Source organism: Streptomyces sp. NRRL B-24085 (assembly GCF_001282115.1).
In the GTDB taxonomy this organism is placed as follows: domain Bacteria; phylum Actinomycetota; class Actinomycetes; order Streptomycetales; family Streptomycetaceae; genus Streptomyces.
The window spans coordinates 1-21383 of the sequence record NZ_LJBR01000028.1; the positions used below are offsets into that span (position 1 = coordinate 1).

General features: G+C 72.7%; 21 protein-coding genes. 15 read left to right on the top strand and 6 right to left on the bottom strand.

Annotated features, from left to right (window positions below):
- The coding region (locus AOJ26_RS03665) for a hypothetical protein (protein WP_053846708.1) at window positions 1-527 on the bottom strand (527 nt) is incomplete at its 3' end.
- A gap of 293 nt (window positions 528-820) precedes the next feature.
- Here AOJ26_RS03665 and fmt point away from each other — a divergent pair.
- Window positions 821-1753: a methionyl-tRNA formyltransferase gene (fmt, locus tag AOJ26_RS03670; RefSeq protein WP_053846709.1), complete on the top strand. Its 933-nt coding sequence runs from the start codon at window positions 821-823 to the stop codon at window positions 1751-1753.
- Window positions 1754-1859: 106 nt separating this feature from the next.
- Window positions 1860-3278, top strand: coding sequence for an RsmB/NOP family class I SAM-dependent RNA methyltransferase (locus AOJ26_RS03675; protein ID WP_053846710.1), 1419 nt, complete (start codon window positions 1860-1862; stop codon window positions 3276-3278).
- A gap of 1 nt (window position 3279) precedes the next feature.
- On the opposite strand, the gene AOJ26_RS03680 is transcribed toward AOJ26_RS03675, so the two are convergent.
- A complete protein-coding gene (locus tag AOJ26_RS03680; protein ID WP_053846741.1) occupies window positions 3280-5436 on the bottom strand; it encodes an MMPL family transporter in 2157 nt (718 codons plus the stop codon).
- Between the two features lie 134 nt (window positions 5437-5570).
- Here AOJ26_RS03680 and rpe point away from each other — a divergent pair, with 134 nt between their 5' ends.
- The 8 genes from rpe to AOJ26_RS03720 all read left to right on the top strand — a co-directional run bounded on the left by rpe (window position 5571) and on the right by AOJ26_RS03720 (window position 12109).
- Window positions 5571-6257 carry a ribulose-phosphate 3-epimerase gene (rpe, locus tag AOJ26_RS03685; RefSeq protein WP_053846711.1) on the top strand — a complete coding sequence of 229 codons (687 nt, stop codon included), beginning with the start codon at window positions 5571-5573 and terminating at the stop codon, window positions 6255-6257.
- A gap of 78 nt (window positions 6258-6335) precedes the next feature.
- Complete coding sequence (locus tag AOJ26_RS03690) at window positions 6336-7379, top strand: sugar-binding transcriptional regulator (RefSeq protein ID WP_053846712.1); 1044 nt, start codon at window positions 6336-6338, stop codon at window positions 7377-7379.
- Between the two features lie 40 nt (window positions 7380-7419).
- A complete protein-coding gene (locus tag AOJ26_RS03695) occupies window positions 7420-7785 on the top strand; it encodes a ribonuclease domain-containing protein (RefSeq protein ID WP_053846713.1) in 366 nt (121 codons plus the stop codon).
- On the top strand, window positions 7782-8084 hold the full coding sequence (locus tag AOJ26_RS03700) for a barstar family protein (RefSeq protein WP_053846714.1): 303 nt from the start codon (window positions 7782-7784) through the stop codon (window positions 8082-8084). Before AOJ26_RS03695 ends, AOJ26_RS03700 begins: the two co-directional genes overlap by 4 nt.
- A 132-nt stretch (window positions 8085-8216) precedes the next feature.
- Window positions 8217-9659 (top strand): GuaB1 family IMP dehydrogenase-related protein, encoded by a 1443-nt coding sequence (locus tag AOJ26_RS03705; protein WP_053846742.1) that lies wholly within the window; start codon window positions 8217-8219, stop codon window positions 9657-9659.
- Window positions 9660-9757: 98 nt separating this feature from the next.
- Window positions 9758-10021: a hypothetical protein gene (locus tag AOJ26_RS03710; RefSeq protein WP_234358431.1), complete on the top strand. Its 264-nt coding sequence runs from the start codon at window positions 9758-9760 to the stop codon at window positions 10019-10021.
- A 167-nt stretch (window positions 10022-10188) separates the two neighbouring features.
- On the top strand, window positions 10189-11646 hold the full coding sequence (locus tag AOJ26_RS03715; RefSeq protein ID WP_053846715.1) for an amino acid permease: 1458 nt from the start codon (window positions 10189-10191) through the stop codon (window positions 11644-11646).
- A 10-nt stretch (window positions 11647-11656) separates the two neighbouring features.
- The gene (locus tag AOJ26_RS03720; protein ID WP_020117426.1) at window positions 11657-12109 is read left to right on the top strand and encodes an Lrp/AsnC family transcriptional regulator; all 453 of its coding nucleotides are present in this window, start codon (window positions 11657-11659) and stop codon (window positions 12107-12109) included.
- Here the strand turns inward: AOJ26_RS03720 and AOJ26_RS43745 are convergent.
- Window positions 12102-12560, bottom strand: coding sequence for a hypothetical protein (locus AOJ26_RS43745; protein ID WP_053846716.1), 459 nt, complete (start codon window positions 12558-12560; stop codon window positions 12102-12104). The genes AOJ26_RS03720 and AOJ26_RS43745 overlap by 8 nt on opposite strands.
- A gap of 202 nt (window positions 12561-12762) precedes the next feature.
- On the opposite strand from AOJ26_RS43745, the gene AOJ26_RS03730 reads away from it, so the two are divergent.
- From AOJ26_RS03730 to AOJ26_RS03740, 3 genes are all read left to right on the top strand, one after another.
- Window positions 12763-13986, top strand: a complete 1224-nt coding sequence (locus tag AOJ26_RS03730) for an MFS transporter (RefSeq protein ID WP_053846717.1) — start codon at window positions 12763-12765, stop codon at window positions 13984-13986.
- Window positions 13987-14100: 114 nt separating this feature from the next.
- On the top strand, window positions 14101-14889 hold the full coding sequence (locus tag AOJ26_RS03735) for a carbon-nitrogen hydrolase family protein (RefSeq protein WP_053846718.1): 789 nt from the start codon (window positions 14101-14103) through the stop codon (window positions 14887-14889).
- Window positions 14890-14921: 32 nt separating this feature from the next.
- A complete protein-coding gene (locus tag AOJ26_RS03740; RefSeq protein WP_053846719.1) occupies window positions 14922-16619 on the top strand; it encodes a flavin monoamine oxidase family protein in 1698 nt (565 codons plus the stop codon).
- On the opposite strand, the gene AOJ26_RS03745 is transcribed toward AOJ26_RS03740, so the two are convergent.
- Together AOJ26_RS03745 and AOJ26_RS03750 are read right to left on the bottom strand one after the other, a co-directional pair.
- Window positions 16616-17548, bottom strand: coding sequence for an LLM class F420-dependent oxidoreductase (locus tag AOJ26_RS03745; protein ID WP_053846720.1), 933 nt, complete (start codon window positions 17546-17548; stop codon window positions 16616-16618). The two genes, AOJ26_RS03740 and AOJ26_RS03745, sit on opposite strands and share 4 nt — an antisense overlap.
- 76 nt (window positions 17549-17624) lie before the next feature.
- Complete coding sequence (locus AOJ26_RS03750; protein WP_053846721.1) at window positions 17625-18311, bottom strand: DUF5995 family protein; 687 nt, start codon at window positions 18309-18311, stop codon at window positions 17625-17627.
- Window positions 18312-18469: 158 nt separating this feature from the next.
- Here AOJ26_RS03750 and AOJ26_RS03755 point away from each other — a divergent pair, with 158 nt between their 5' ends.
- Both AOJ26_RS03755 and AOJ26_RS03760 read left to right on the top strand, forming a co-directional pair.
- The gene (locus AOJ26_RS03755) at window positions 18470-19615 is read left to right on the top strand and encodes a glycoside hydrolase family 6 protein (protein ID WP_373413194.1); all 1146 of its coding nucleotides are present in this window, start codon (window positions 18470-18472) and stop codon (window positions 19613-19615) included.
- Between the two features lie 88 nt (window positions 19616-19703).
- The gene (locus AOJ26_RS03760; RefSeq protein WP_053846723.1) at window positions 19704-20162 is read left to right on the top strand and encodes an acyl-CoA thioesterase; all 459 of its coding nucleotides are present in this window, start codon (window positions 19704-19706) and stop codon (window positions 20160-20162) included.
- On the opposite strand, the gene AOJ26_RS03765 is transcribed toward AOJ26_RS03760, so the two are convergent.
- Window positions 20122-21333, bottom strand: coding sequence for an MFS transporter (locus AOJ26_RS03765; protein ID WP_053846724.1), 1212 nt, complete (start codon window positions 21331-21333; stop codon window positions 20122-20124). The two genes, AOJ26_RS03760 and AOJ26_RS03765, sit on opposite strands and share 41 nt — an antisense overlap.
- Between the last annotated feature and the right edge of the window lie 50 nt (window positions 21334-21383).

Genomic DNA, 21383 nt, shown 5'->3' on the forward strand with positions numbered 1-21383 from the left:
GCTGTGGGTCCAGCCTCCTCGCGGAGGGCGGGGCTGCCCGCGGTCGGCTGGGTCGGCATGGAGCGGGCCGCGGGCACCGTGGGGACCGACGGCACGCTGGGGACACCGGTGTTGACGCTGACCGTGCGGGTTCCCGACGGCTCCGTGGCGCGCTCGGCGTCGGCCGTCGCCTGGGCGGCGGCGCGGCGGGCGCCGTAACGACGGTGGACCGCCTGCTTGGTGACGCCGAGGGCGGAACCCACCGCGTCCCACGAGAAGCCGAGCGAGCGGTCGAAGTCGACCGCGGCCGTCACCAGGGTCTCGACGCTGTCCCGCAGTTCCTGCGCGAGACGGACCGTGGGGGCGGGGGCGCGTCCGTAGACGACGAAGCCCGTGGAGGGACCGGAGCGGCGCGGGCGGTAGACGTTGCCCAACTGGGCGGTGAGGGTGCGCAGTGCGTCCACCTGCCGGCGGACCCGCTCGATGTCCCGCACCAGCAAGTGCAGGCTGGCCCGAGCCTGGGCGTCGTGGGTTGCGTGGTCGGCCATGAACAAGCCTCTCGAACCGGCGTTGAAAAGGACGTTGAAAAGGACGTTGCGAAGGACGGGGCCGCGCCAGCGGCCCGTTGTGGTCAACTCTTTCTTGACCAACGCGTCTACGCTCCGCTGGTCACGCAGTGGGGGCGTACCGGCATATGCGTGCGCCGGGGGTGGGGGGTTCGCGCCTTGGCCGCAAGGGCGGGTCTCGTCTGCGGGGGCGCTCTCCGGCGGTGCGGCGATCGTGCCTCGCCATAGACTTGTGTGCTGCCCGTCGTCACCCGTCCGAGAGGCCCTGCCCACCCATGAAGCTCGTCTTCGCCGGCACCCCCGAGGTCGCCGTTCCCGCTCTGGACGCTCTCATCGCCTCCGGGCGGCACGAGGTCGCCGCCGTCGTCACGCGTCCCGACGCGCCGGCCGGGCGGGGGCGCAGGCTGGTCGCGAGCCCGGTCGCGGAGCGGGCCGAGGAGGCGGGCATCGAGGTGCTGAAGCCCGTCAGGCCGCGGGACCCGGAGTTCCTGGAGCGGCTGCGCGAGATCGCCCCGGACTGCTGCCCCGTCGTCGCCTACGGCGCCCTGCTGCCCCGCGTCGCCCTCGACATCCCCGCCCACGGCTGGGTCAACCTGCACTTCTCGCTGCTGCCCGCCTGGCGCGGGGCCGCGCCCGTGCAGCACTCCATCATGGCGGGGGACGAGATCACCGGCGCCTCGACCTTCCTGATCGAGGAGGGCCTGGACTCCGGGCCCGTCTACGGAACCGTCACCGAGGAGATCCGGTCCACCGACACCAGCGGTGACCTGCTCACACGGCTCGCCTTCGCCGGGGCGGGACTGCTGGCCGCGACGATGGACGGCATCGCCGACGGCACGCTGAAGGCCGTACCGCAGCCGGCCGAGGGCATCACCGTCGCCCCGAAGATCACCGTCGAGGACGCCCGGATCGACTGGGCCGCGCCCGCGCTGCGGGTGGACCGGGTCGTGCGGGGGTGCCACCCGTCGCCCGGCGCCTGGACGACCTTCCGCGGCGAGCGGCTCAAGCTCATCCAGGTCCAGCCGGTTCCCGACCGTACGGATCTCGCTCCCGGCGCGCTGTCCGTCGGCAAGAACAGCGTGCACGTCGGGACCGGGTCGTACGGTGTGGAGCTGCTGTGGGTGCAGGCGCAGGGGAAGAAGCCGATGAAGGCCGCCGACTGGGCGCGGGGCGTCAGGATCGCGGAGGGGGAGAGCGTCGGCGGGTGACCGGGCGGGCCGGGTAGCCGCGCCCCTGCCCCTCGGAGGGTGAGGGAACCCGCGCTGGACGTACGCTTGGGGCGTATCCAGACCTTGAACCCGGAGCACCTTTTTCGTGAGCGAGCAGCCCCGGCAGGCCGGTAAGCCCGGCAAGCCCTACCGTCGGCCCCAGAAGGACCCCGTCCGCATCCTCGCCTTCGAGGCGCTGCGGGCCGTGGACGAGCGCGACGCGTACGCCAACCTCGTCCTGCCGCCGCTGCTGCGGAAGGCGCGGGAGAAGGGCGGTTTCGAGGCGCGGGACGCGGCGCTCGCCACCGAGCTCGTGTACGGGACGCTGCGGCGGCAGGGAACCTACGACGCGATCATCGCCGAGTGCGTCGACCGGCCGCTGCGCGAGGTCGATCCGCCGGTGCTCGACGTGCTGAGCCTCGGGGCGCACCAGCTCCTCGGCACGCGCATCCCGACGCACGCCGCCGTGTCCGCCTCCGTCGAGCTCGCGCGGGTCGTGCTCGGCGACGGACGGGCCAAGTTCGTCAACGCCGTGCTGCGCAAGATCGCACAGGACGACCTCGACGGATGGATCGCCAAGGTCGCGCCGCCCTACGACGACGACCCCGAGGACCATCTCGCCGTCGTGCACTCCCACCCCCGCTGGGTCGTCTCCGCGCTGTGGGACTCCCTGGGCGGCGGACGCGCCGGTATCGAGCGGCTGCTGGAGGCCGACAACGAACGGCCCGAGGTGACCCTCGTCGCCCGGCCCGGGCGGGCCACCACCGAGGAGCTGCTGCGCGAGGAGTCCGCCGTGGCGGGGCGCTGGTCGCCGTACGCCGTCCGGCTGGCCGAGGGCGGGGAGCCCGGAGCCGTCGGCGCCGTACGGGAGGGCCGGGCCGGGGTGCAGGACGAGGGCAGCCAGCTCGTCGCGCTGGCGCTGGCGAACGCCCCCCTGGAGGGGCGGGACGAGAAGTGGCTCGACGGGTGTGCGGGGCCCGGTGGCAAGGCCGCCCTGCTCGCCGCGCTCGCCGCCGAGCGCGGGGCCGTGCTGCTCGCCTCCGAGAAGCAGCCGCACCGGGCCGGACTGGTGGCCAAGGCGCTGGCCGGGAACCCGGGGCCGTATCAGGTCATCGCCGCGGACGGGACCCGGCCGCCGTGGCAGCCGGGGAGCTTCGACCGGGTGCTGATGGACGTGCCGTGCACGGGGCTCGGCGCGCTGCGGCGGCGGCCGGAGGCCCGGTGGCGGCGTCGGCCCGCGGATCTGGAGGGGTTCGGGCCGTTGCAGCGCGGCCTGTTGAACACCGCGCTGGACTCCGTCCGGGTGGGCGGGGTCGTCGGGTACGCGACCTGTTCTCCGCATCTCGCGGAGACGCGGGCCGTCGTGGAGGACGTGCTCAAGCAGTGGCCGACCGCTGAACTCGTCGACGCCCGGCCGTTGTTCCCCGGTGTGCCGGAACTCGGTGAAGGGCCGGACGTGCAGTTGTGGCCGCATGTGCACGGGACCGATGCGATGTACATGGCGGTCATTCGCAGGACGGGCTGAGCTAGTCGTTCGTCTGCCGCACCGTTTCGGCTGGTCGCGCAGTTCCCCGCGCCCCTGGGTCGGCACCGTCCGCCTTGGACAGGCTGTGCGGCCACCAGACCTTCTCGCCCACGTCCAGGAACAGGGACGTCACCAGGACCGACCTCACGATGAACGTGTCCAGCAGGACCCCCAGCGCCACCGCGAAGCCGATCTCCGCGAAGGCGACCATCGGGAGGGTGCCGAGGGCGGCGAAGGTGCCGGCCAGGACCAGGCCGGCGGAGGTGATGACCGCGCCGGTCGCGGCCAGACCGGTGACCACGCCCGCACGGGTGCCCCGGTGGGCGGCCTCCTCGCGGATGCGGGTGGTCAGGAAGATGTTGTAGTCGATGCCGAGGGCCACCAGGAAGACGAACACGAACAGCGGGAAGTCCGTGGACTCGCCCGCGTAGTCGAACAGGTGGCGGAAGGCCAGGGCGCTGATGCCCAGGGCCGCCGCGAAGGACAGGATCACCGTCCCGATCAGCAGCAGCGGGGCGATCAGGGCGCGCAGCAGGGCGCACAGGATCAGCATCACCACGACCAGCACCAGCGGGATGATCAGGATGTTGTCGTGCGTGGTCGCCCGGTCCATGTCCAGCAGGGCGGCCGTACCGCCGCCGACCTGAGCGTCGGCGTCGGGAACCGCGTGGACGGCGTCCCGGACGCGCTCCACCGTCTGCTTCGCCGCCTCGCTGTCGGCCGGGGCGGTCATCGTCGCCTCGAAGAGGACCTTGCCCTCGTACGAGGGTTTCGTGCCCGGGGGCAGGCCCAGTGACTCGGGTGCGACTCCCCGCGTGCCCGCGACCGCCTCGCCGACCTGGCGTGCCTGGGCCTGGTCGCTGACGATGACCAGGGGGTCGCCGCTGCCCGCCGGGAAGTACTTCGCCGAGACCTCCTGGCCGACGATCGAGTCCGGTTTCCCGGTGAACGCGTCCGCGTTGCCGATGCCCTCGGCGCGCAACTGGATCAGGCCGAGGGAGCAGACCGCCAGGACCACGGTCGTGATGATCCAGATCATGCGGGGGCGCTGGGCGATCTGGCGGCCGGTGCGGGCCCACACGCCGGTCTCGATGCGGTCCGGGGCGCCGAAGCGCGGGGTCACCGGCCAGAAGATCCAGCGGCCGAAGATCACCAGCAGGGCCGGGAACAGCGTCATCATCGCCAGCAGGGCGACCGTGACACCGATCGCGGCGACCGGACCGAGACCGCGGGTCGAGTTCATCTCGGCGGCCAGCAGGACCAGCATGCTCAGGACCACGGTCGCCCCCGAGGCGATCACCGCGGGGCCCGCGCGGTGCAGGGCGAGGGCCATCGCCTCGTGGCGGTCCTCGTGGCGGTGCAGCTCCTCGCGGTAGCGGGCCACCAGCAGCAGGGCGTAGTCGGTCCCCGCGCCGAAGACGAGGACCGTCAGAATGCCCGCGCTCTGGCCGTTGACCGTCAGGCCCGCGTGCTCGGCGAGCAGGTAGATGAAGGCCTGCGCGGTGAACAGCGCGGCGACCACGGAGAGCAGCGGGACCAGGAGGAGGGTGGGGCTGCGGTAGGTGATGAGCAGCATGACGATCACGACGCCCATCGCGGACAGCAGCAGCGTCGAGTCGATGCCCTCGAAGGCCTCGGAGAAGTCCGCCGAGGTGCCGCCCGGGCCGGTGATGTGCACGGCGAGGCCGTCGCCGCCCTCGCCGACGACGTCACGGATGGAGTCGACCGCGGGCGCGATCTCCTCCCAGCCCTTCTCGTCCATGGTGATCGGGACGAGGATCTGGGCCGCGCGCGGGTCGCTCTGCCGGTCGTAGACCGGGCCCCGGGTCTCCGCGCCGCGGATGCCGTGCGCCGTGAGCTGCTTGATCTCGGCGGCGTCCGCGGCGATCGCGGCCCGTTCCTGCGGGGTGAGGCCGCTCTCGCGCGCGTAGACGACCACCGCGGGGATCTGCTCCGGCCTGAAGTCCTCGCTGATCTGGAGGACCTGGGTCGACTCGGCGGAGCCGGGCAGCCAGGAGGCCGCGTCGTTGTCCTGGGCGTCGGTGAGCTTGGAGGCGAGGGGCGCCGTCAGGAACAGCACCACCAGCCACAGCGCGAGTACCACCCACTTGGCACGCCGTCCGCAGACGAAGTGCGCGATGCCCCGATTCCCGGTCATGGCCACCCCCGGCGCCACCAGTCGAGCCGATCGGCCGCCCAGCATGGCACGCACAGCTCGTCCACAACATCCGATGAACGGCTTAGGTCCGGACCGGCGCGCCCCTTCGGGCCCCGGCATGGGAGGCTTGGGGCATGGCCGCGCAGATCAATCCCAGCATCCTGTCCGCCGACTTCGCCCGCCTCGCGGACGAGGCGAAGGCGGTCGAGGGAGCCGACTGGCTCCATGTCGACGTCATGGACAACCATTTCGTCCCGAACCTCACGCTCGGGGTGCCGGTCGTAGAGTCTCTGGCCCGTGCGACGGACACTCCGCTGGACTGCCATCTGATGATCGAGGCCCCCGATCGCTGGGCGCCCCAGTACGTAGAGGCGGGGGCTTCCTCCGTCACCTTCCACGTGGAGGCGGCCGCCGCTCCGGTCCGGCTCGCCCGGGAGATCCGGGCCAAGGGCGCCCGCGCCTCCATGGCGCTCAAGCCCGCGACGCCCATCGAGCCGTACGAGGACCTGCTCCCCGAGCTCGACATGCTGCTGATCATGACGGTCGAGCCCGGTTTCGGGGGACAGGCGTTCCTCGACATCATGCTCCCCAAGATTCGCCGGACCCGCGAGTTGATCAGCAAGCACGGTCTGGAGCTGTGGCTCCAGGTCGACGGCGGGGTCTCGGCGTCCACCATCGAGCGCTGCGCGGACGCCGGCGCCGACGTCTTCGTCGCCGGGTCGGCGGTGTACGGGGCGTCCGACCCGGCCGAAGCGGTACGTGCATTGCGCACCCAAGCGGAGGGGGCGACCGCGAAGGCCTCGTGGGCGTGCGACCACTGAGCGTCAGGAACGTGAACGGCTCCGATCAGGGCTGATCAAGTGCGCCGGATCTGCAAGGATGAACGGCGAATCCAGAGTGTGAACAGCAGTGAGGAGAACGCCGTGTCGGGTATGTCGGCGGGCCGGTCAGCCATGCGGATGGGACCCGCTGAGCTGGTGCAGGCGGCGGCCATGGCCCGCCGCTTCTACCTGGAGGGCAAGTCCAAGATCCAGATCGCGGAGGAGTTCGGCGTCAGCCGCTTCAAGGTGGCCCGGGTCCTGGAGACCGCCCTGGAACGGGATCTCGTGCGCATCGAGATCCGTGTGCCGGCCGAACTGGACGCCGAGCGCTCCGACGCGCTGCGCGCCCGCTACGGCCTGCGGCACGCAGTCGTGGTCGAGTCCCCGGCCGAGGCCCAGGACTCGCCCGACCCCGAGAACCTGGGAGAGGTGGCCGCCGACCTGCTCGGCGAACTGGTCGACGAGGGCGACATCCTGGGCCTGGCCTGGGGCCGCTCCACCATCCACATGGCGGCCGCGCTCGACCGGCTCCCGCCGTGCACGGTGGTGCAGTTGACCGGCGTGTACGACGCCGGGACCGCCGAGCGCGGTTCGGTGGAGGCGGTACGGCGGGCCGCCCAGGTGTCCGGCGGGGACGCCCACCCCATCTACGCGCCGATGCTGCTGCCGGACGCGGCCACCGCGGCGGCGCTGCGCAACCAGACCGGGATCGCCCGGGCCTTCGAGTACTTCGACAAGGTCACGGTCGCCTGTGTCTCCATCGGCTCCTGGGAGCCGGGCATCTCGACGGTGCACGACATGCTCAGCGACGAGGAGCGGGCGCACTACGCCTCGCTCGGTGTCGCCGCCGAGATGTCCGCGCACCTCTTCGACGCCGAGGGCCGCAGGGTCGGCCGGGACCTGGGCGAGCGGTGCATCACCGTCAAGACCGAGCAGCTCCGCCGTATCCCCGAGGTCGTCGCGATCGCGGGCGGTCAGCGGAAGGGGGCCGCGATCGACGCCGTGCTGCGGTCCGGTCTCGTCACCAGCCTGGTGACGGACACCTCCGCCGCGGACTACCTGATGACGGCGGGGACACCGCCGAAGCCGGCGCTGAACAGGGCGGACCCGGACGGGTCCTGACGCCGGGTCATGCGGGGACGGCCGTGGCAGCATCGGACGCATGCTGCTGCGGTTCGTCTCCCGGATTCTGCTCTGCGTCCTCGTGCTGGCCGGCTGCTCGGCCGGACACGACCCGGCGCGGGGCGGCGACATGGCCACCGTCCAGGAGGCCCGGCTGCCGGCCGAGGCCCGGCAGACCCTCGAACTCATCGACAGGGGCGGCCCCTTCCCGTACCCGAAGGACGGCGCCGTCTTCGGGAACTTCGAGGGGCTGCTGCCCGCGCACCGGCGCGGCTACTACCACGAGTACACCGTGCCCACCCCGGGCTCGCGCGACCGCGGAGCCCGGCGGATCGTCACCGGGCGGGACGGCGAGATCTACTACACCGATGATCACTACGACTCGTTCAGGGCGGTACTGAGATGACGGCACGCGTGGTCACGCTGGACCTCGACGGGGTCACGGACAAGGCGGGCCTCATGGAGCGCTGCGCCCGGGACCTGCGGCTGCCGGACTGGTTCGGCCGCAACTGGGACGCGCTGGCGGACGTCCTGTCCGACCCGGGCCTGTGGTCCGGGGACGGCGCCGGGGCGGAGACCGTCGTGGTCGTACGGCACTGGGACGGGTACGCCGAGGCGCGGCCGGACGAGTGGGCGACCGCGCGCGAGGTGTTCGCGGAGGCGTCCGCGCTCACCGTGGCGCTCGCCCTTGGAGGTTCGTCCTAGGGCCCCCGCGGCCGGTCTGGACGATTCGCCCGTGGGTGGCGATCCGCCCGGCGTGGGAGAATGAAGTACGTGCTCTTTCCCCCTGGCTGACCTGTCCGGGGGCCACCTCTGATCGACTGGGATGTGCAGCACGTGCGTTTCCTCAACGACATCCAGCCCCCGTACGACCTGACGTACGACGACGTCTTCATGGTCCCGAGCCGCAGCGCGGTCGGCTCGCGGCAGGGGGTGGACCTCAGCTCCCCGGACGGCACGGGCACCACGATCCCGCTGGTCGTCGCCAACATGACCGCCATCGCCGGGCGCCGCATGGCCGAGACCGTGGCGCGGCGCGGTGGCCTCGTGGTCATCCCGCAGGACATCCCGATCGAGGTCGTCACCGAGGTCGTCTCCTGGGTGAAGAGCCGCCACCACGTCCTGGACACCCCGATCGTGCTGGCCCCGCACCAGACCGTCGCCGACGCGCTCGCCCTGCTGCCCAAGCGCGCGCACAACGCCGGTGTGGTCGTCGACGAGGGTGGGCGGCCCGTGGGTGTCGTCACCGACCAGGACCTGTCCGGCGTGGACCGCTTCACGCAGCTCGCCGAAGTCATGTCGCGCGACCTGCTGCTGCTCGACGCGGACATCGACCCGCGCGAGGCCTTCAACCGCCTCGACGCGGCCAACCGGCGCTACGCCCCCGCCGTGGACCGGGACGGCCGTCTCGCCGGCATCCTCACCCGCAAGGGCGCCCTGCGCGCCACGCTGTACACGCCCGCCGTCGACGCGCAGGGCAGGCTGCGCATCGCCGCCGCCGTGGGCATCAACGGCGACTTCGCGGAGAAGGCCAAGCAACTGCTCGACGCGGGCGTGGACACGCTCGTCATCGACACCGCGCACGGCCACCAGGAGTCGATGATCACCGCGATCAGGACGGTCCGGGCGCTCGACCCGCAGGTCCCGATCGTGGCGGGCAACATCGTGGCCGCCGAGGGCGTGCGGGACCTGATCGAGGCCGGCGCGGACATCATCAAGGTCGGTGTGGGCCCCGGTGCCATGTGCACCACCCGCATGATGACCGGTGTCGGGCGGCCGCAGTTCTCGGCGGTCCTGGAGTGCGCGGCCGAGGCCCGGAAGTACGGCAAGCACGTGTGGGCCGACGGCGGTGTCCGGCACCCGCGCGATGTCGCCATGGCGCTGGCCGCGGGCGCGTCCAACGTGATGATCGGGTCCTGGTTCGCCGGCACCTACGAGTCGCCGGGCGACCTCCAGCAGGACGCGAGCGGACGGCTCTACAAGGAGTCCTTCGGCATGGCGTCCGCGCGGGCCGTGCGCAACCGCACGTCGGACGAGTCCGCGTACGACCGGGCCCGCAAGGCGCTGTTCGAGGAGGGCATCTCGACCTCCCGGATGTTCCTCGACCCGGCCCGCCCGGGTGTCGAGGACCTGATCGACTCGATCATCGCGGGCGTCCGCTCCTCCTGCACCTACGCGGGCGCGGGCTCCCTGGAGGAGTTCGCCGAGAAGGCGGTCGTGGGCATCCAGAGCGCGGCCGGCTACGCGGAGGGCAAGCCGCTGCACGCGAGCTGGAGCTAGGTCCGCGGCGAAGGGCCCCCGCCGGGACGCGGGGGCCCTTCGCGTGTCCCGCCGTCGTCGGCCCCGCGCCCGTCAGGCTGCCCTGACGTCAAGCCTCCTTGACGAGACTCGCACTGAGCGAGGTCGTGGCCCGCAAGGCCGTCTACGGTCGTCAGCTGACCGTGCGGGCGGCCCGTGCGGCCGGGGCCTCCTGGTCGCAGATCGGGGCCGCGCCGGGCACCGGCAAGCAGGCCGCGTGGGAGGCGCACACGCGCTGGATCGACGGCCAGGCCGCGGCCCACGGCAAGCCCGGCCGGACGGGGTTGGACGAGGCCGACGCGGCGGAGGCACGAGCGGTCGCCGGGGAGCCGGAGGACCGCTGACGCGGGCGAAAGGGCACCGGAGGCGGGTGCGCGCAACGAACTCCCACCCAGCGGCGCGGAACGCAACGATCTTGCGAGGGCGTGCAAGGTTGCTGCATTACGGCTGTGAGGTCCGGGCTCGTAGGGTGCTTCGCTGTACTCACCTGCAACGACGAAGGAGTCAGCGCGTGCTCGACCAAGGCGCACCCCCACGACAGCGCACACCCCGGGCGACGGGGCTCGGTGCGCGCCTCATGCGGCGCAAGCCGGTGGAGCGCCTGGTGGCGGAGGGCGGCCAGGGTGAGGGAGGAGCACTCAGGCGTTCCCTCGGGCTCTGGCAGCTCACGATGATCAGCATCGGCGCCACCCTGGGCACCGGCATCTTCGTCGTCCTCGGCGAGGCGGTCCCCAAGGCCGGCCCGGCCGTCACCCTCTCCTTCGTGATCGCCGGCCTCACCGCCCTCTTCTCGGCCCTCTCCTACGCCGAGCTCGCCGGCACCATCCCGGTCTCCGGGTCCTCGTACTCGTACGCGTACGCAACCATGGGCGAACTGATCGCCTGGATCTGCGGCTGGTGCCTGGTCCTGGAGTACGGCGTCTCGGTCGCCGCCGTGGCCGTCGGCTGGGGCGAGTACCTCAACGAGCTCCTCGACGGCACCATCGGCGTCACCATCCCCGACGCCCTGTCCGCCCCGCCCGGTGACGGCGGCGTCTTCAACCTGCCGGCGCTGATCGTCGTCCTCCTCGCGATGGCCTTCCTGCTGGGCGGCGCCCGCGAGTCGGCCCGCGCCAACACCGTGATGGTGGTCGTGAAGATCGCCGCTCTGGTGCTGTTCTGCGCGATCGGCGTCCAGGGCTTCCGTTCGGGCAACTACGAGCACTTCATGCCGCTCGGCATGGCCGGGGTCAGCGCGGCCGGTGCCACGCTCTTCTTCTCGTACATCGGCTTCGACGCCGCCTCCACGGCCGGCGAGGAGGCGAAGAACGCCCAGCGCGACCTGCCGCGCGCGATCATGCTGTCGCTGGTCATCGTGACCGCGCTGTACGTCCTTGTCGCCGCCGTCGCGGTCGGCGCGAAGCCCTGGCAGCACTTCGACGACTCGGAGGCCGCGCTCGCCCAGATCATGCGCGAGGTCACCGGGCAGACCTTCTGGGGCACCCTGCTGGCGTTCTGCGCGGTCATCGCCATCGCGAGCGTCGTCCTGACCGTGCTGTACGGCCAGACCCGCATCCTCTTCGCGATGTCCCGGGACGGACTGGTGCCGAAGGTGTTCGCCCGGGTCCACCCGAAGACCGGCGCGCCCCGCGCCAACACGGTGATCGTCTCCCTGTTCTGCGGGGTGCTGGCGGCGGCCATCCCGCTCGGCCAGCTCGCCGACGCCACCAGCATCGGCACGCTCTTCGCCTTCGCGCTGGTCAACATCGCCGTCGTGGTGCTGCGCCGGACCCGTCCCGACATGCCCCGGACCTTCCGGGTCCCGCTCTCGCCGGTCTTCCCCGCGCTGGGCTTCGGCTTCTGCGTGTGGATGATGGGCAGCCTGTCCACCGTCACCTGGGTGGTCTTCGGGGTCTGGATGGCCGTCGGGCTCGTGTTCTACTTCGTGTACGGCCATCGCCGTTCCCGACTCGCAACACCCGAAAGCTGATCCGCCCACCGTGCTGAACGATCTCGACGAACGCATCGTGCACGCCCTCGCCGAGGACGCCCGCCGCTCCTACGCGGACATCGGGCAGATCGTCGGCCTGTCCGCGCCCGCCGTGAAGCGGCGCGTGGACCGGCTGCGTGCCACCGGGGCCATCACCGGCTTCACCGTACGGGTGGACCCGGCGGCCCTCGGCTGGGAGACCGAGGGGTTCGTCGAGATCTACTGCCGGCGCAACACCTCCCCGGAGACCATCCAGCGGGGCCTGGAGCGCTACCAGGAAGTCGTGGCCGCCTCCACCGTCACCGGCGACGCCGACGCCGTGGTGCAGGTCTTCGCCTCCGACATGCGGCACTTCGAACGTGTCCTGGAACGGATCGCGGGCGAGCCGTTCGTGGAGCGCACCAAGTCGGTCCTCGTCCTCTCCCCGTTGCTGCGCCGCTTCTCGTCGGGCTCGCCTACCTGACCTCCTCGGCGCGGCGCCGGACCGCGGCCACCAGCCGCCCGGTGAGCAGGGCGTGCGCCCCCGTGCCGACGACCAGCAGCCGGTAGAGGGCACCGCCGGGCCCGGGAAAACGGGCCCGGCTCTCCGCCCGCAGCCGCGTCCGGCCGCCCTCGGCCGCCTCCATGCGGAAGACCAGGGCGTACGTCGAGAAGTGGTGCCGCCCGACGAGGACCAGCTCCCGTCCCGGTTCCGCGTCGGCCACCCGGAACCCGGGGAACGCCGAGCCCCGGCCGAGGGGCCGTGGCCCGGACGCCGTACGGTCGGCGACCCCGACGAGACGGGCGTAGCGGGCGGAGCGGGGGCGGCCGAAGGACTCCTCCAGGACCGCGCCGAGCGCGTCCCAGACCTCCCCGGCCGGGGCCGCGACCAGCGTCGCGTGCTCGTCGATCCGGGGGAGTGCGGCGATGTCCACGGGAACCTCCGTCTCGGGTGCCGGCGACCGCCGGGCCGTTCACCACAGATCGTCGCAGACCGCTTTTTCGCTGGGCAGCGGGCCCGGGACTGTCTAGCATCGTGGACATGACCTGGCGACATTGATCCCCCAGCCGTGCCTCCCGAGGGCCGCCTCGGACGCCGTACCGACGACGTCCGATCCGCCCTTCCGGGAAGGCCTCATGACACTCTCACCCGCACGTGTGCCCGCGACTGGCGTCCGCCGGCTGACGACCGTGCTGTACGGCTACGCGTTCCTCGACGATCTCGTCCTGCTCTACCCGGTGTACGCGCTGCTGTTCGCCGACACCGGTCTGCCGCTCTGGCAGATCTCCTCGCTGTTCGCCCTGTGGTCCCTCACGGCCGTCGTCCTGGAGGTGCCCTCGGGCGCCTGGGCCGACACCGTCTCGCGGCGCCGGCTGCTGTGGCTCGGCCCGCTGCTCACGGCCGCCGGCTTCACGCTGTGGGTCACCGTGCCGTCGTACGGCGCCTTCGCGCTGGGCTTCGTCCTGTGGGGGGCCGGCGGCGCGCTCGGCTCCGGCTCGCTGGAGGCCCTGGTCTACGACGAGCTGGAACGGCTCGGGGCCGCCGAGCGGTACGCCCGTCTGATGGGGCGGACCCGTGCGGCACGGCTGCTGGCCACGGTCGCGGCGATGGGGCTCGCCGGACCGGTCCTCGCCCTCGGCGGCTACCCGGCCGTGGGCGCCGCGAGCGTCCTGGCCTGTCTGCTGGCCGCGCTGACGGCGACCCTGCTGCCGGAACACCGGGTGCCGGCCGAGCACGGGAACACCCGCTGGTCGGCGACGCTGCGGGCCGGACTCGCCGAGGCGCGCGGGGACCGGCGCGTCCAGGCCGCCCTGCTGCTCGTGCCGGCCGTCGCCGCGGTGTGGGGCGCGCTCGACGAGTACGTCCCGCTGCTGGTCCGCGACCTCGGCGTGGCCGACACCACCGTGCCCTGGCTGGTCCTGCTGGTCTGGGCGACCGTGACCGTCGGCAGCCTCTTCGCCGGTCCCGCCGAGCGCCTCGGCACCCGGGGCCTCGCCGCCCTGATCGCGGGTGCCGCGCTCGCCCTGGCCGTGGGCGCCGGGCTCCGCACCCCGGCCGGCATCGCCCTCGTGGGCCTCGCCTTCGCCGGGTTCCAACTGGCCGAGGTGCTCGCCGACGTCCGCCTCCAGCACCGCATCGACGACGCCCGCCGGGCCACTCTCACCTCGGTGGCGAGCCTGGGCACGGAACTGGTCACGGTCGCGGTGTTCGGCCTGTACACCGTGCTCGGGGCGTCCCTGGCGCACAGCACGGTGTTCGTGGTCCTGTCCGTCCCGTACGCGGTGACGGCGCTGGTGCTGTTCCGGGGCCGCGGCCGCCCGCGCAACGAATCGCCGCGGGAGCGCCCCCGGACGCAATGAACCGCTCCCGGGCGCGCAACGGCTCCTTCTTGTCCGCCCTGGTCAGCCGCCCGTACCGTCTATGTGGCCCTCCTCTGCGGCCCCCATCCGCCTTCCGCCCGGTGAGGATCACGCATGCGCACCGCCCTGCTCCAGAGCTCCGGCCGCCCCGGCTCCGTCGAGGGGAACCTCAAGGTCCTCGACGAGGCCGCGGGCCGGGCCGCCGCCGCGGGCGCCGCGCTGCTGGCCGCACCCGAGATGTTCCTCACCGGGTACGCCATCGGCGACGACATCGCCCGCCTCGCCGAAGCGGCCGACGGCGACTCGGCGGACGCGGTCGCGGAAATCGCCGAGCGGCACCGGATCGCCATCGCGTACGGATATCCCGAGCGCCTCGCCGACACGGTCCACAACTCCGCCCAGCTCATCTCCGCCGACGGCGCCCGGCTCGCCAACTACCGCAAGACCCACCTCTTCGGCTGCTTCGAGCGCGACCACTTCGAGCCCGGCGAGCAGCCGGTCGTCCAGGCCGAGGTGGGCGGACTCACCGTCGGCCTCATGATCTGCTACGACGTGGAGTTCCCGGAGAACGTCCGGGCCCACGCCTTGGCCGGCACCGACCTGCTGATCGTGCCGACGGCGCAGATGCACCCCTTCCAGTTCGTCGCCGAGTCCCTCGTGCCGGTGCGGGCCTGGGAGAGCCAGATGTACGTCGCCTACGTCAACCGGGTCGGCCCGGAGGGGGAGTTCGAGTTCGTCGGACTCTCCACGCTGGCCGGTCCCGACGGGGTGGCCCGCGCCCGTGCCGGACGCGCCGAGGAGCTGGTGTTCGCCGACGCCGACCCCGCGTTCCTCGCCGCCTCCCGGGCGGCCAACCCGTACCTGACGGACCGCCGCCCCGGTCTCTACGGGTCCCTCGTCTGAACCACCCCTTTGTGCCAAGGAGTCCGTACCCCATGACGTCCACCGTGCCCAACGCCGTCGAGCACGCAGACGAGCAGCAGCCGCCGATCACCATGTTCGGACCGGACTTCCCGTACGCCTACGACGACTTCCTCGCCCACCCGGCGGGCCTCGGCCAGATACCGGCGACCGAGCACGGCACCGAGGTCGCGGTGATCGGCGGCGGTCTCTCCGGGATCGTGGCCGCGTACGAGCTGATGAAGATGGGCCTCAAGCCGGTCGTGTACGAGGCCGACCGGATCGGCGGACGGCTGCGGACCGTGGGCTTCGAGGGCTGCGATCCCACGCTGACCGCGGAGATGGGCGCGATGCGCTTCCCGCCCTCCTCCACCGCCCTCCAGCACTACATCGACCTCGTCGGTCTGGAGACCCGCCCCTTCCCCAACCCCCTTGCCGAGGCCACCCCTTCGACGGTCGTCGACCTCAAGGGCGAGTCCCACTACGCCGAGACGATCGACGACCTCCCGCAGGTCTACCGCGATGTCGCCGCCGCCTGGAACAAGTGCCTCGAAGAGGGCGCCGACTTCTCCGACATGAACCGCGCGATGCGCGAGCGGGACGTGCCGCGCATCCGCGAGATCTGGGCGAAGCTCGTCGAGAAGCTCGACAACCAGACCTTCTACGGCTTCCTCTGCGACTCCGAGGCCTTCAAGTCCTTCCGGCACCGGGAGATCTTCGGCCAGGTCGGCTTCGGCACCGGCGGCTGGGACACCGACTTCCCCAACTCCATCCTGGAGATCCTCCGGGTCGTCTACACCGAGGCCGACGACCACCACCGCGGCATCGTCGGCGGTTCGCAGCAGTTGCCGCTCCGGCTGTGGGAGCGCGAGCCGGAGAAGATCGTGCACTGGGCGTACGGCACCTCGCTCGCGAAGCTGCACCGGGACGGCCGGCCCCGTCCCGCGGTCACCCGGCTGCACCGCACGGCCGGCAACCGGATCACCGTGACGGACGCCGACGGCGACATCCGCACCTACCCGGCGGCGATCTTCACCGCGCAGTCCTGGATGCTGCTGTCCAAGATCGCCTGCGACGACTCGCTCTTCCCGATCGACCACTGGACCGCCATCGAGCGCACCCACTACATGGAGTCGTCGAAGCTCTTCGTCCCGGTCGACAGGCCCTTCTGGCTGGACAAGGACGAGCACACCGGCCGGGACGTCATGTCGATGACCCTCACCGACCGCATGACGCGCGGGACCTACCTCCTCGACGACGGCCCGGACAAGCCCGCCGTCATCTGCCTCTCCTACACGTGGTGCGACGACAGCCTGAAGTGGCTGCCGCTGTCCGCGAACGAGCGGATGGAGGTCATGCTGAAGTCGCTCGGCGAGATCTATCCCAAGGTCGACATCCGCAAGCACGTCATCGGCAGCCCGGTGACCGTCTCCTGGGAGAACGAGCCCTACTTCATGGGCGCGTTCAAGGCCAACCTGCCCGGCCACTACCGCTACCAGCGGCGCCTGTTCACCCACTTCATGCAGGACACGCTGCCCGCGGACAAGCGGGGCATCTTCCTCGCCGGCGACGACATCTCCTGGACCGCGGGCTGGGCCGAGGGCGCGGTCCAGACCGCGCTGAACGCGGTCTGGGGCGTCATGCACCACTTCGGCGGCGCGACCGACGCGACCAACCCGGGCCCCGGGGACCTGTACGAGCAGATCGCGCCGGTCGAACTGCCGGAGGACTAGACCCCGGCGGCCCGCGCCTTCTCGAACAGCTCGGCGGCGACGTCCTCCAGCTCCCGGGCGTCCCGCATCCCGCCCTGGAGCTCGAAGAAGAACTCCTCCAGGCCGATCCCGGCGTGCGCGACGAGATCCTCCACGATCTGGTCGACGCTGCCCTGGAAGGGCGCGCGGTCCGGGCCGTCGTACGCCTTCGGGCCGTACTGCGCGTTGACCCGCACCGAGGTCCGGATCGGGCGGGTGCGGCCGCGCTCGGCCGCGAGGTCCTGCAACTGCCGCCATTCCTGGGCGAGCCGGTCGGCGCCCGCCATCGCGATGGGCATCCAGCCGTCGGCCCGGTCGACCAGCCGGCGCATCGCCTTCCCGCTGAAGGCGGGCAGCAGGACGGGGATCGGGCGGGCCGGTTTCGGGCCCACCACGGCCGAGGCGATCCGGGTGTGCCGGCCCTCGTAGCGCACCGGGTCCGGGCCCCACACGGCCCGGCAGACGTCGATGATCTCGTCCAGGACCTGGCCGCGCTCGGCGAAGGTGCCCACGCCCGCGGCCGCGTACTCGTCGGTCGACCATCCGGTGCCCAGGCCCGCCACCACCCGGCCGCCGCTCGCCGCGTCCAACGTGGCGAGGGACTTGGCCAGTTGGAACGGCCCGTGCAGCGGGGCCACCAGGACGCTGGTGCCGAGTTCGGCCCGCTCGGTCGCCGCGGCGGCCAGCGTCAGCGTCACCAGGGGCTCCGGGACGGCGCGGTACTGGTCGGGCCAGGGCACACCCTCCATGCCGCCCAGGCCCTGCGTCGGGGGGTCCGGGAACAGGGCGCGTTCGTAGACCCAGAGACTGTCGTAACCGATCCGCTCGGCGGTGCGTGCCACGTGGGGCACGTCCCGTCCGAGGTCGTACTGCCGTGCTTGGGGAAGGCTCAGTCCCAGCCGGACGGCCATGGGTACGCTCCTTTGCGTCGGGTCGCATCGGGCGGTGCTCCGGCCAACGTAACCCCCCTGGGGCGCGAAAGCCGGGTCAGCCGGGCAGCGGAGTGAGCAGCATGCGTCCCGCGAACCCCACCGCGGTGTCCAGCCGCTCGGTGAACTCCCCGGCCACGTCCGGCAGTCCACGCAGCGCCCACAGCGCCCGGGCCGCCGTCCAGGTGGCGTCGCGGGCGCGCTCCAGGCTCCAGGAACCCAGCAGATGCGTGAGCGGGTCGGCGATCTGGAGGAGGTCGGGGCCCGGCATCAGCTCTTCGCGGATGCGCTCCTCCAGCGAGACGAGGAGATCGCCCACGCGGTCGAACTCGTCCTCCACGTCGGCGGGTTCGCAGCCGAGGCTACGACAGGTGTCCACCACGGCGAGCGCCAGGTCGTGCCCGATGTGCGCGTTGATGCCCGCGAGCGCGAACTGCAGCGGTCGTACGCCGGGGTGTCGGCGGAACTGGAACACGGGCCGCCAGCAGGCCGGCGCGCGGTGCTCGCGGGCGGCCGCGTCCACCGCCGCGAGATAGCGCTCGGCGAACCGCACGTCCAGCGTGATCGCGGCCCGCGGGTCCGCGAACCGGCCCCGGTCGACGCACCGGCCGACGGCCTCCGTGACGGCGAGGTAGACGCGGTTGAAGACGGCCACGCCGTCCCGCTCCGGCAGGGTCTCGTCCAGGGCGCGCATACGGGAGACGACCGTGTCGAGAGAAGTGGTGAACTGTTCCGATTGCGCCATAGCGGCAGGGTCCCAGTCCTAGGCTGGCCGGAGTGCCGGCGGGCCCGGGGCTTCCCCAGAACGGGGGAACGCGACCGTCGCGCGAGGGGGGGAGCGAGAGGGTGTCAGGCTTACGTGCCCAGCGGCTGGCCGCGCGCCGCGCCGCACGCAGGCGTGCCGTGGGCCGCGGGGTGGCGGTCGCGGCGGCCTCCCTGGTGGTCGCCGTCGGCACGGCGACCGGGGTGCTCTCCGCGCTCGACGACGGCGACGGCTCCGACGAGGCGCGGCCGGCCCCCGTGAGCGGCTCCCCGTACGCGGCCCTGAGTTCGCCGTCGGTGGTGCCGTCGGCCTTCGAGCCGCCCCCTTCCGCCACCTCCGCCCGGCCGTCCGCGAAGGCGAGCGCGTCCCCGTCCCCGAAGAAGGCCGGCCCCGGCTCGGCGAAGGCCCGGACCACCAAGGCCGCCCGCCTGTACCGCCACCCCTCCTCGCAGGTGCTCGACTGGGTGCGGGACAACCCCGGCGACCGGCGTGCCGAGGTCATAGCGGCCCGGATCGCCGACCGGCCGGCCGCGGTCTGGTTCGCCGACCACACGCCCGCGACCATCACCTCCCGGGTGCGCGCGGTCACCTCGGGCGGCGCCGCGCAGGGCCGGGTCCCGGTGGTCGTGGCGTACGCGATCCCGGACCGCGACTGCGGCGGTGCCTCCCAGGGCGGGGCTCCGGACCTCGGCGCGTACGACGCCTGGATCGACCGGTTCGCCGCGGGGCTCGGCTCCCGCGAGGTCGTCGTCGTCCTGGAGCCCGACTCGATCGCCCAGTCGGAGTGCCTCCCGGCCGCGGCGCGCGCCGACCGCTTCGCCTCGCTGGCCCGCGCGGGCCGCGTCCTGAAGGCCGCTAACCCCAGGGCCCGCGTCTACTACGACGCCGGTCACTCGGGCTGGCGTCCGGCGGCCGAGCAGGCGGCCCTGCTGAGGCGGGCGGGCGCCGCGTCGGCCGCTTCCTCCGACGGGATCTTCAGCAACGTCTCCAACTTCCACACCACGTCCGCCGAGATCGCCTACGACCGGCAGGTCCTCGCCGCCCTGGGCGGACCGTCGAGCCTGGGCGCCGTGATCGACACCAGCCGCAACGGCAACGGCGCCCCGCCCGACGGCGAGTGGTGCGACCCGGCGGGCCGGAAGATCGGCCGGCCGCCCACCCTGGACACCGGCGAGCCGAGGATCGACGCCTACCTGTGGGTGAAGCTGCCGGGGGAGTCGGACGGCTGCAAGGGCACACCGGGCACGTTCAGCCCGTCGTACGCCTATGAGCTGGCCGCTCCCTGATGCCGCTGATGCCGGGGGCTCCGGCAGGAGGGTGAGCGACCGCTTAGGATAAGGGTCGTTGTCCTATACACCCAGGAGCTCCGCACCCGTGACCGCCGAAGCCGCCCCCGCCCCCGCCCTGTCCTACGGCCGACTGATCCCGGTCACCGTCCACTTCGATGACCTGGACGCCCTGGGCATGCTCCACAACGCCCGGTACCCGCTGCTCGTGGAGCGGGCCTGGACCGAGTTCTGGGAGGGGCACGGCATCCGCTTCGACGGCGACTGGGCGAGCGCCGGGGACGCCTGCAACGTCGTCAGGGAACTGCTCATCTCCTACGACGCCCCCGTCACCCGCAGCGGCGCCTACGCCGTCCACCTCTGGCTGGAGCGCCTCGGCACCACCGGCCTGACCTACGGCTTCCGGTTCTGTTCCGCGGACGGGGCCACGACCTACGCGCGCGGCACCCGGGTGCTGGTCAGGCTGGACGCGCGGACCCTGCGGCCCGCCCCCTGGAGCGAGGGCTTCAGGACTGCCGGTCGGGAACTGCTGCGGCCGGCGCACTGAGCTTCGGCCGGTCCCGGTCGCCGGCGCGCAGCACCCCCGCGAAGGCGACGAGGCCGCCGGCCAGGACGGTCACCAGGACGAACGACACCATCAGGCTGGTGGCCTGGGCCAGCGTGCCGATCGCGCTCGGGGCGATCAGCCCCGAGGTGTAGGTGATCGTCGCGACGCCGGCGATCGCCAGGCTGGGGTTGGGTCCGCTGCGGCCCGCCGCGGCGAAGCACAGCGGCACGACCACCGCGATGCCGAGACCCATCAGCGCGAACCCGCCCATCGCCACGGCCGGGTGGCCCCCGACGACGATGAGCAGCCCGCCGAGGACGGCGAGCGCCCCGCCCGTCCGGACCGTGCGCACCGAGCCGAACCGGTCCACCACCCGGTCTCCGACGAACCGCGCGATCGCCATGGTGAGCGTGAAACCGGTGGTGCACGCGGCCGCGAGCCCGGCCGAGGTGTCGAGCTGGTCCCGCAGATAGACCGCCGACCAGTCCAGGCTCGCGCCCTCCGCGAACACCGCGCAGAAGCCCACCGCGCCGATCAGCAGCGCCGACTTCGGCGGCAGCGCGAACCGGGGCGGCGGCTCCTCGTCCTCGGTGGGCTGGAGGTCCAGGACCCACCGGCAGAACAGCAGGCCGAGCACGGTGAGGGCGGCCGACGCGAGCGCGTGGTGCACACGCGCGTCCGAGCCCAGGTGTGCGGCGAGCGTGCCGGCCGCCGAGCCGATCAGGGCGCCCGCGCTCCACATGCCGTGCAGCCCGGACATGATCGAGCGGCCCAGGCGGTTCTCGATCTCCACGCCGAGCGCGTTCATCGCCACGTCCGCCATGCCGGCCGTGGCGCCGTAGACGAAGAGGGCGAGGCAGAGCGTGAGGAGGTTCGGGGCCAGGGAGGGCAGGACCAGGGCCAGCGTCCACAGGGCGATCAGACCGCGCAGGGCGTTCCGGGCACCGAAGCGGTGGCTGACACTGCCCGCCAGCGGCATGGCCACGGACGCACCGAGCGCGGGGAAGGCGAGCGCCAGGCCCAACTGCCCGGCGCTGACCGAGGAGTGGTCCTGGATCCACGGCACCCGTGTCGCGAACGATCCGGTCACGGCCCCGTGCACGGCGAACACGGCGGCCACGGCGTACCGGGCCCGCCGTACCTCGGCCGGCGCGTACACCACATCGCTCATGGTCGGGCCCCTCCCGGATCCTCGTCGTCCCCTTGCTTCCGCCGTAAACT

Excerpts from the sequence above, each read along its gene's own strand:
- fmt (WP_053846709.1), top strand. The coding sequence starts at position 821 with ATGAAGCTCGTCTTCGCCGGCACCCCCGAGGTCGCCGTTCCCGCTCTG.
- AOJ26_RS03680 (WP_053846741.1), bottom strand. The coding sequence starts at position 5,436 with ATGACCGGGAATCGGGGCATCGCGCACTTCGTCTGCGGACGGCGTGCC.
- rpe (WP_053846711.1), top strand. The coding sequence starts at position 5,571 with ATGGCCGCGCAGATCAATCCCAGCATCCTGTCCGCCGACTTCGCCCGC.
- AOJ26_RS03695 (WP_053846713.1), top strand. The coding sequence starts at position 7,420 with ATGCTGCTGCGGTTCGTCTCCCGGATTCTGCTCTGCGTCCTCGTGCTG.
- AOJ26_RS03700 (WP_053846714.1), top strand. The coding sequence starts at position 7,782 with ATGACGGCACGCGTGGTCACGCTGGACCTCGACGGGGTCACGGACAAG.
- AOJ26_RS03730 (WP_053846717.1), top strand. The coding sequence starts at position 12,763 with ATGACACTCTCACCCGCACGTGTGCCCGCGACTGGCGTCCGCCGGCTG.
- AOJ26_RS03735 (WP_053846718.1), top strand. The coding sequence starts at position 14,101 with ATGCGCACCGCCCTGCTCCAGAGCTCCGGCCGCCCCGGCTCCGTCGAG.
- AOJ26_RS03740 (WP_053846719.1), top strand. The coding sequence starts at position 14,922 with ATGACGTCCACCGTGCCCAACGCCGTCGAGCACGCAGACGAGCAGCAG.
- AOJ26_RS03745 (WP_053846720.1), bottom strand. The coding sequence starts at position 17,548 with ATGGCCGTCCGGCTGGGACTGAGCCTTCCCCAAGCACGGCAGTACGAC.
- AOJ26_RS03750 (WP_053846721.1), bottom strand. The coding sequence starts at position 18,311 with ATGGCGCAATCGGAACAGTTCACCACTTCTCTCGACACGGTCGTCTCC.
- AOJ26_RS03765 (WP_053846724.1), bottom strand. The coding sequence starts at position 21,333 with ATGAGCGATGTGGTGTACGCGCCGGCCGAGGTACGGCGGGCCCGGTAC.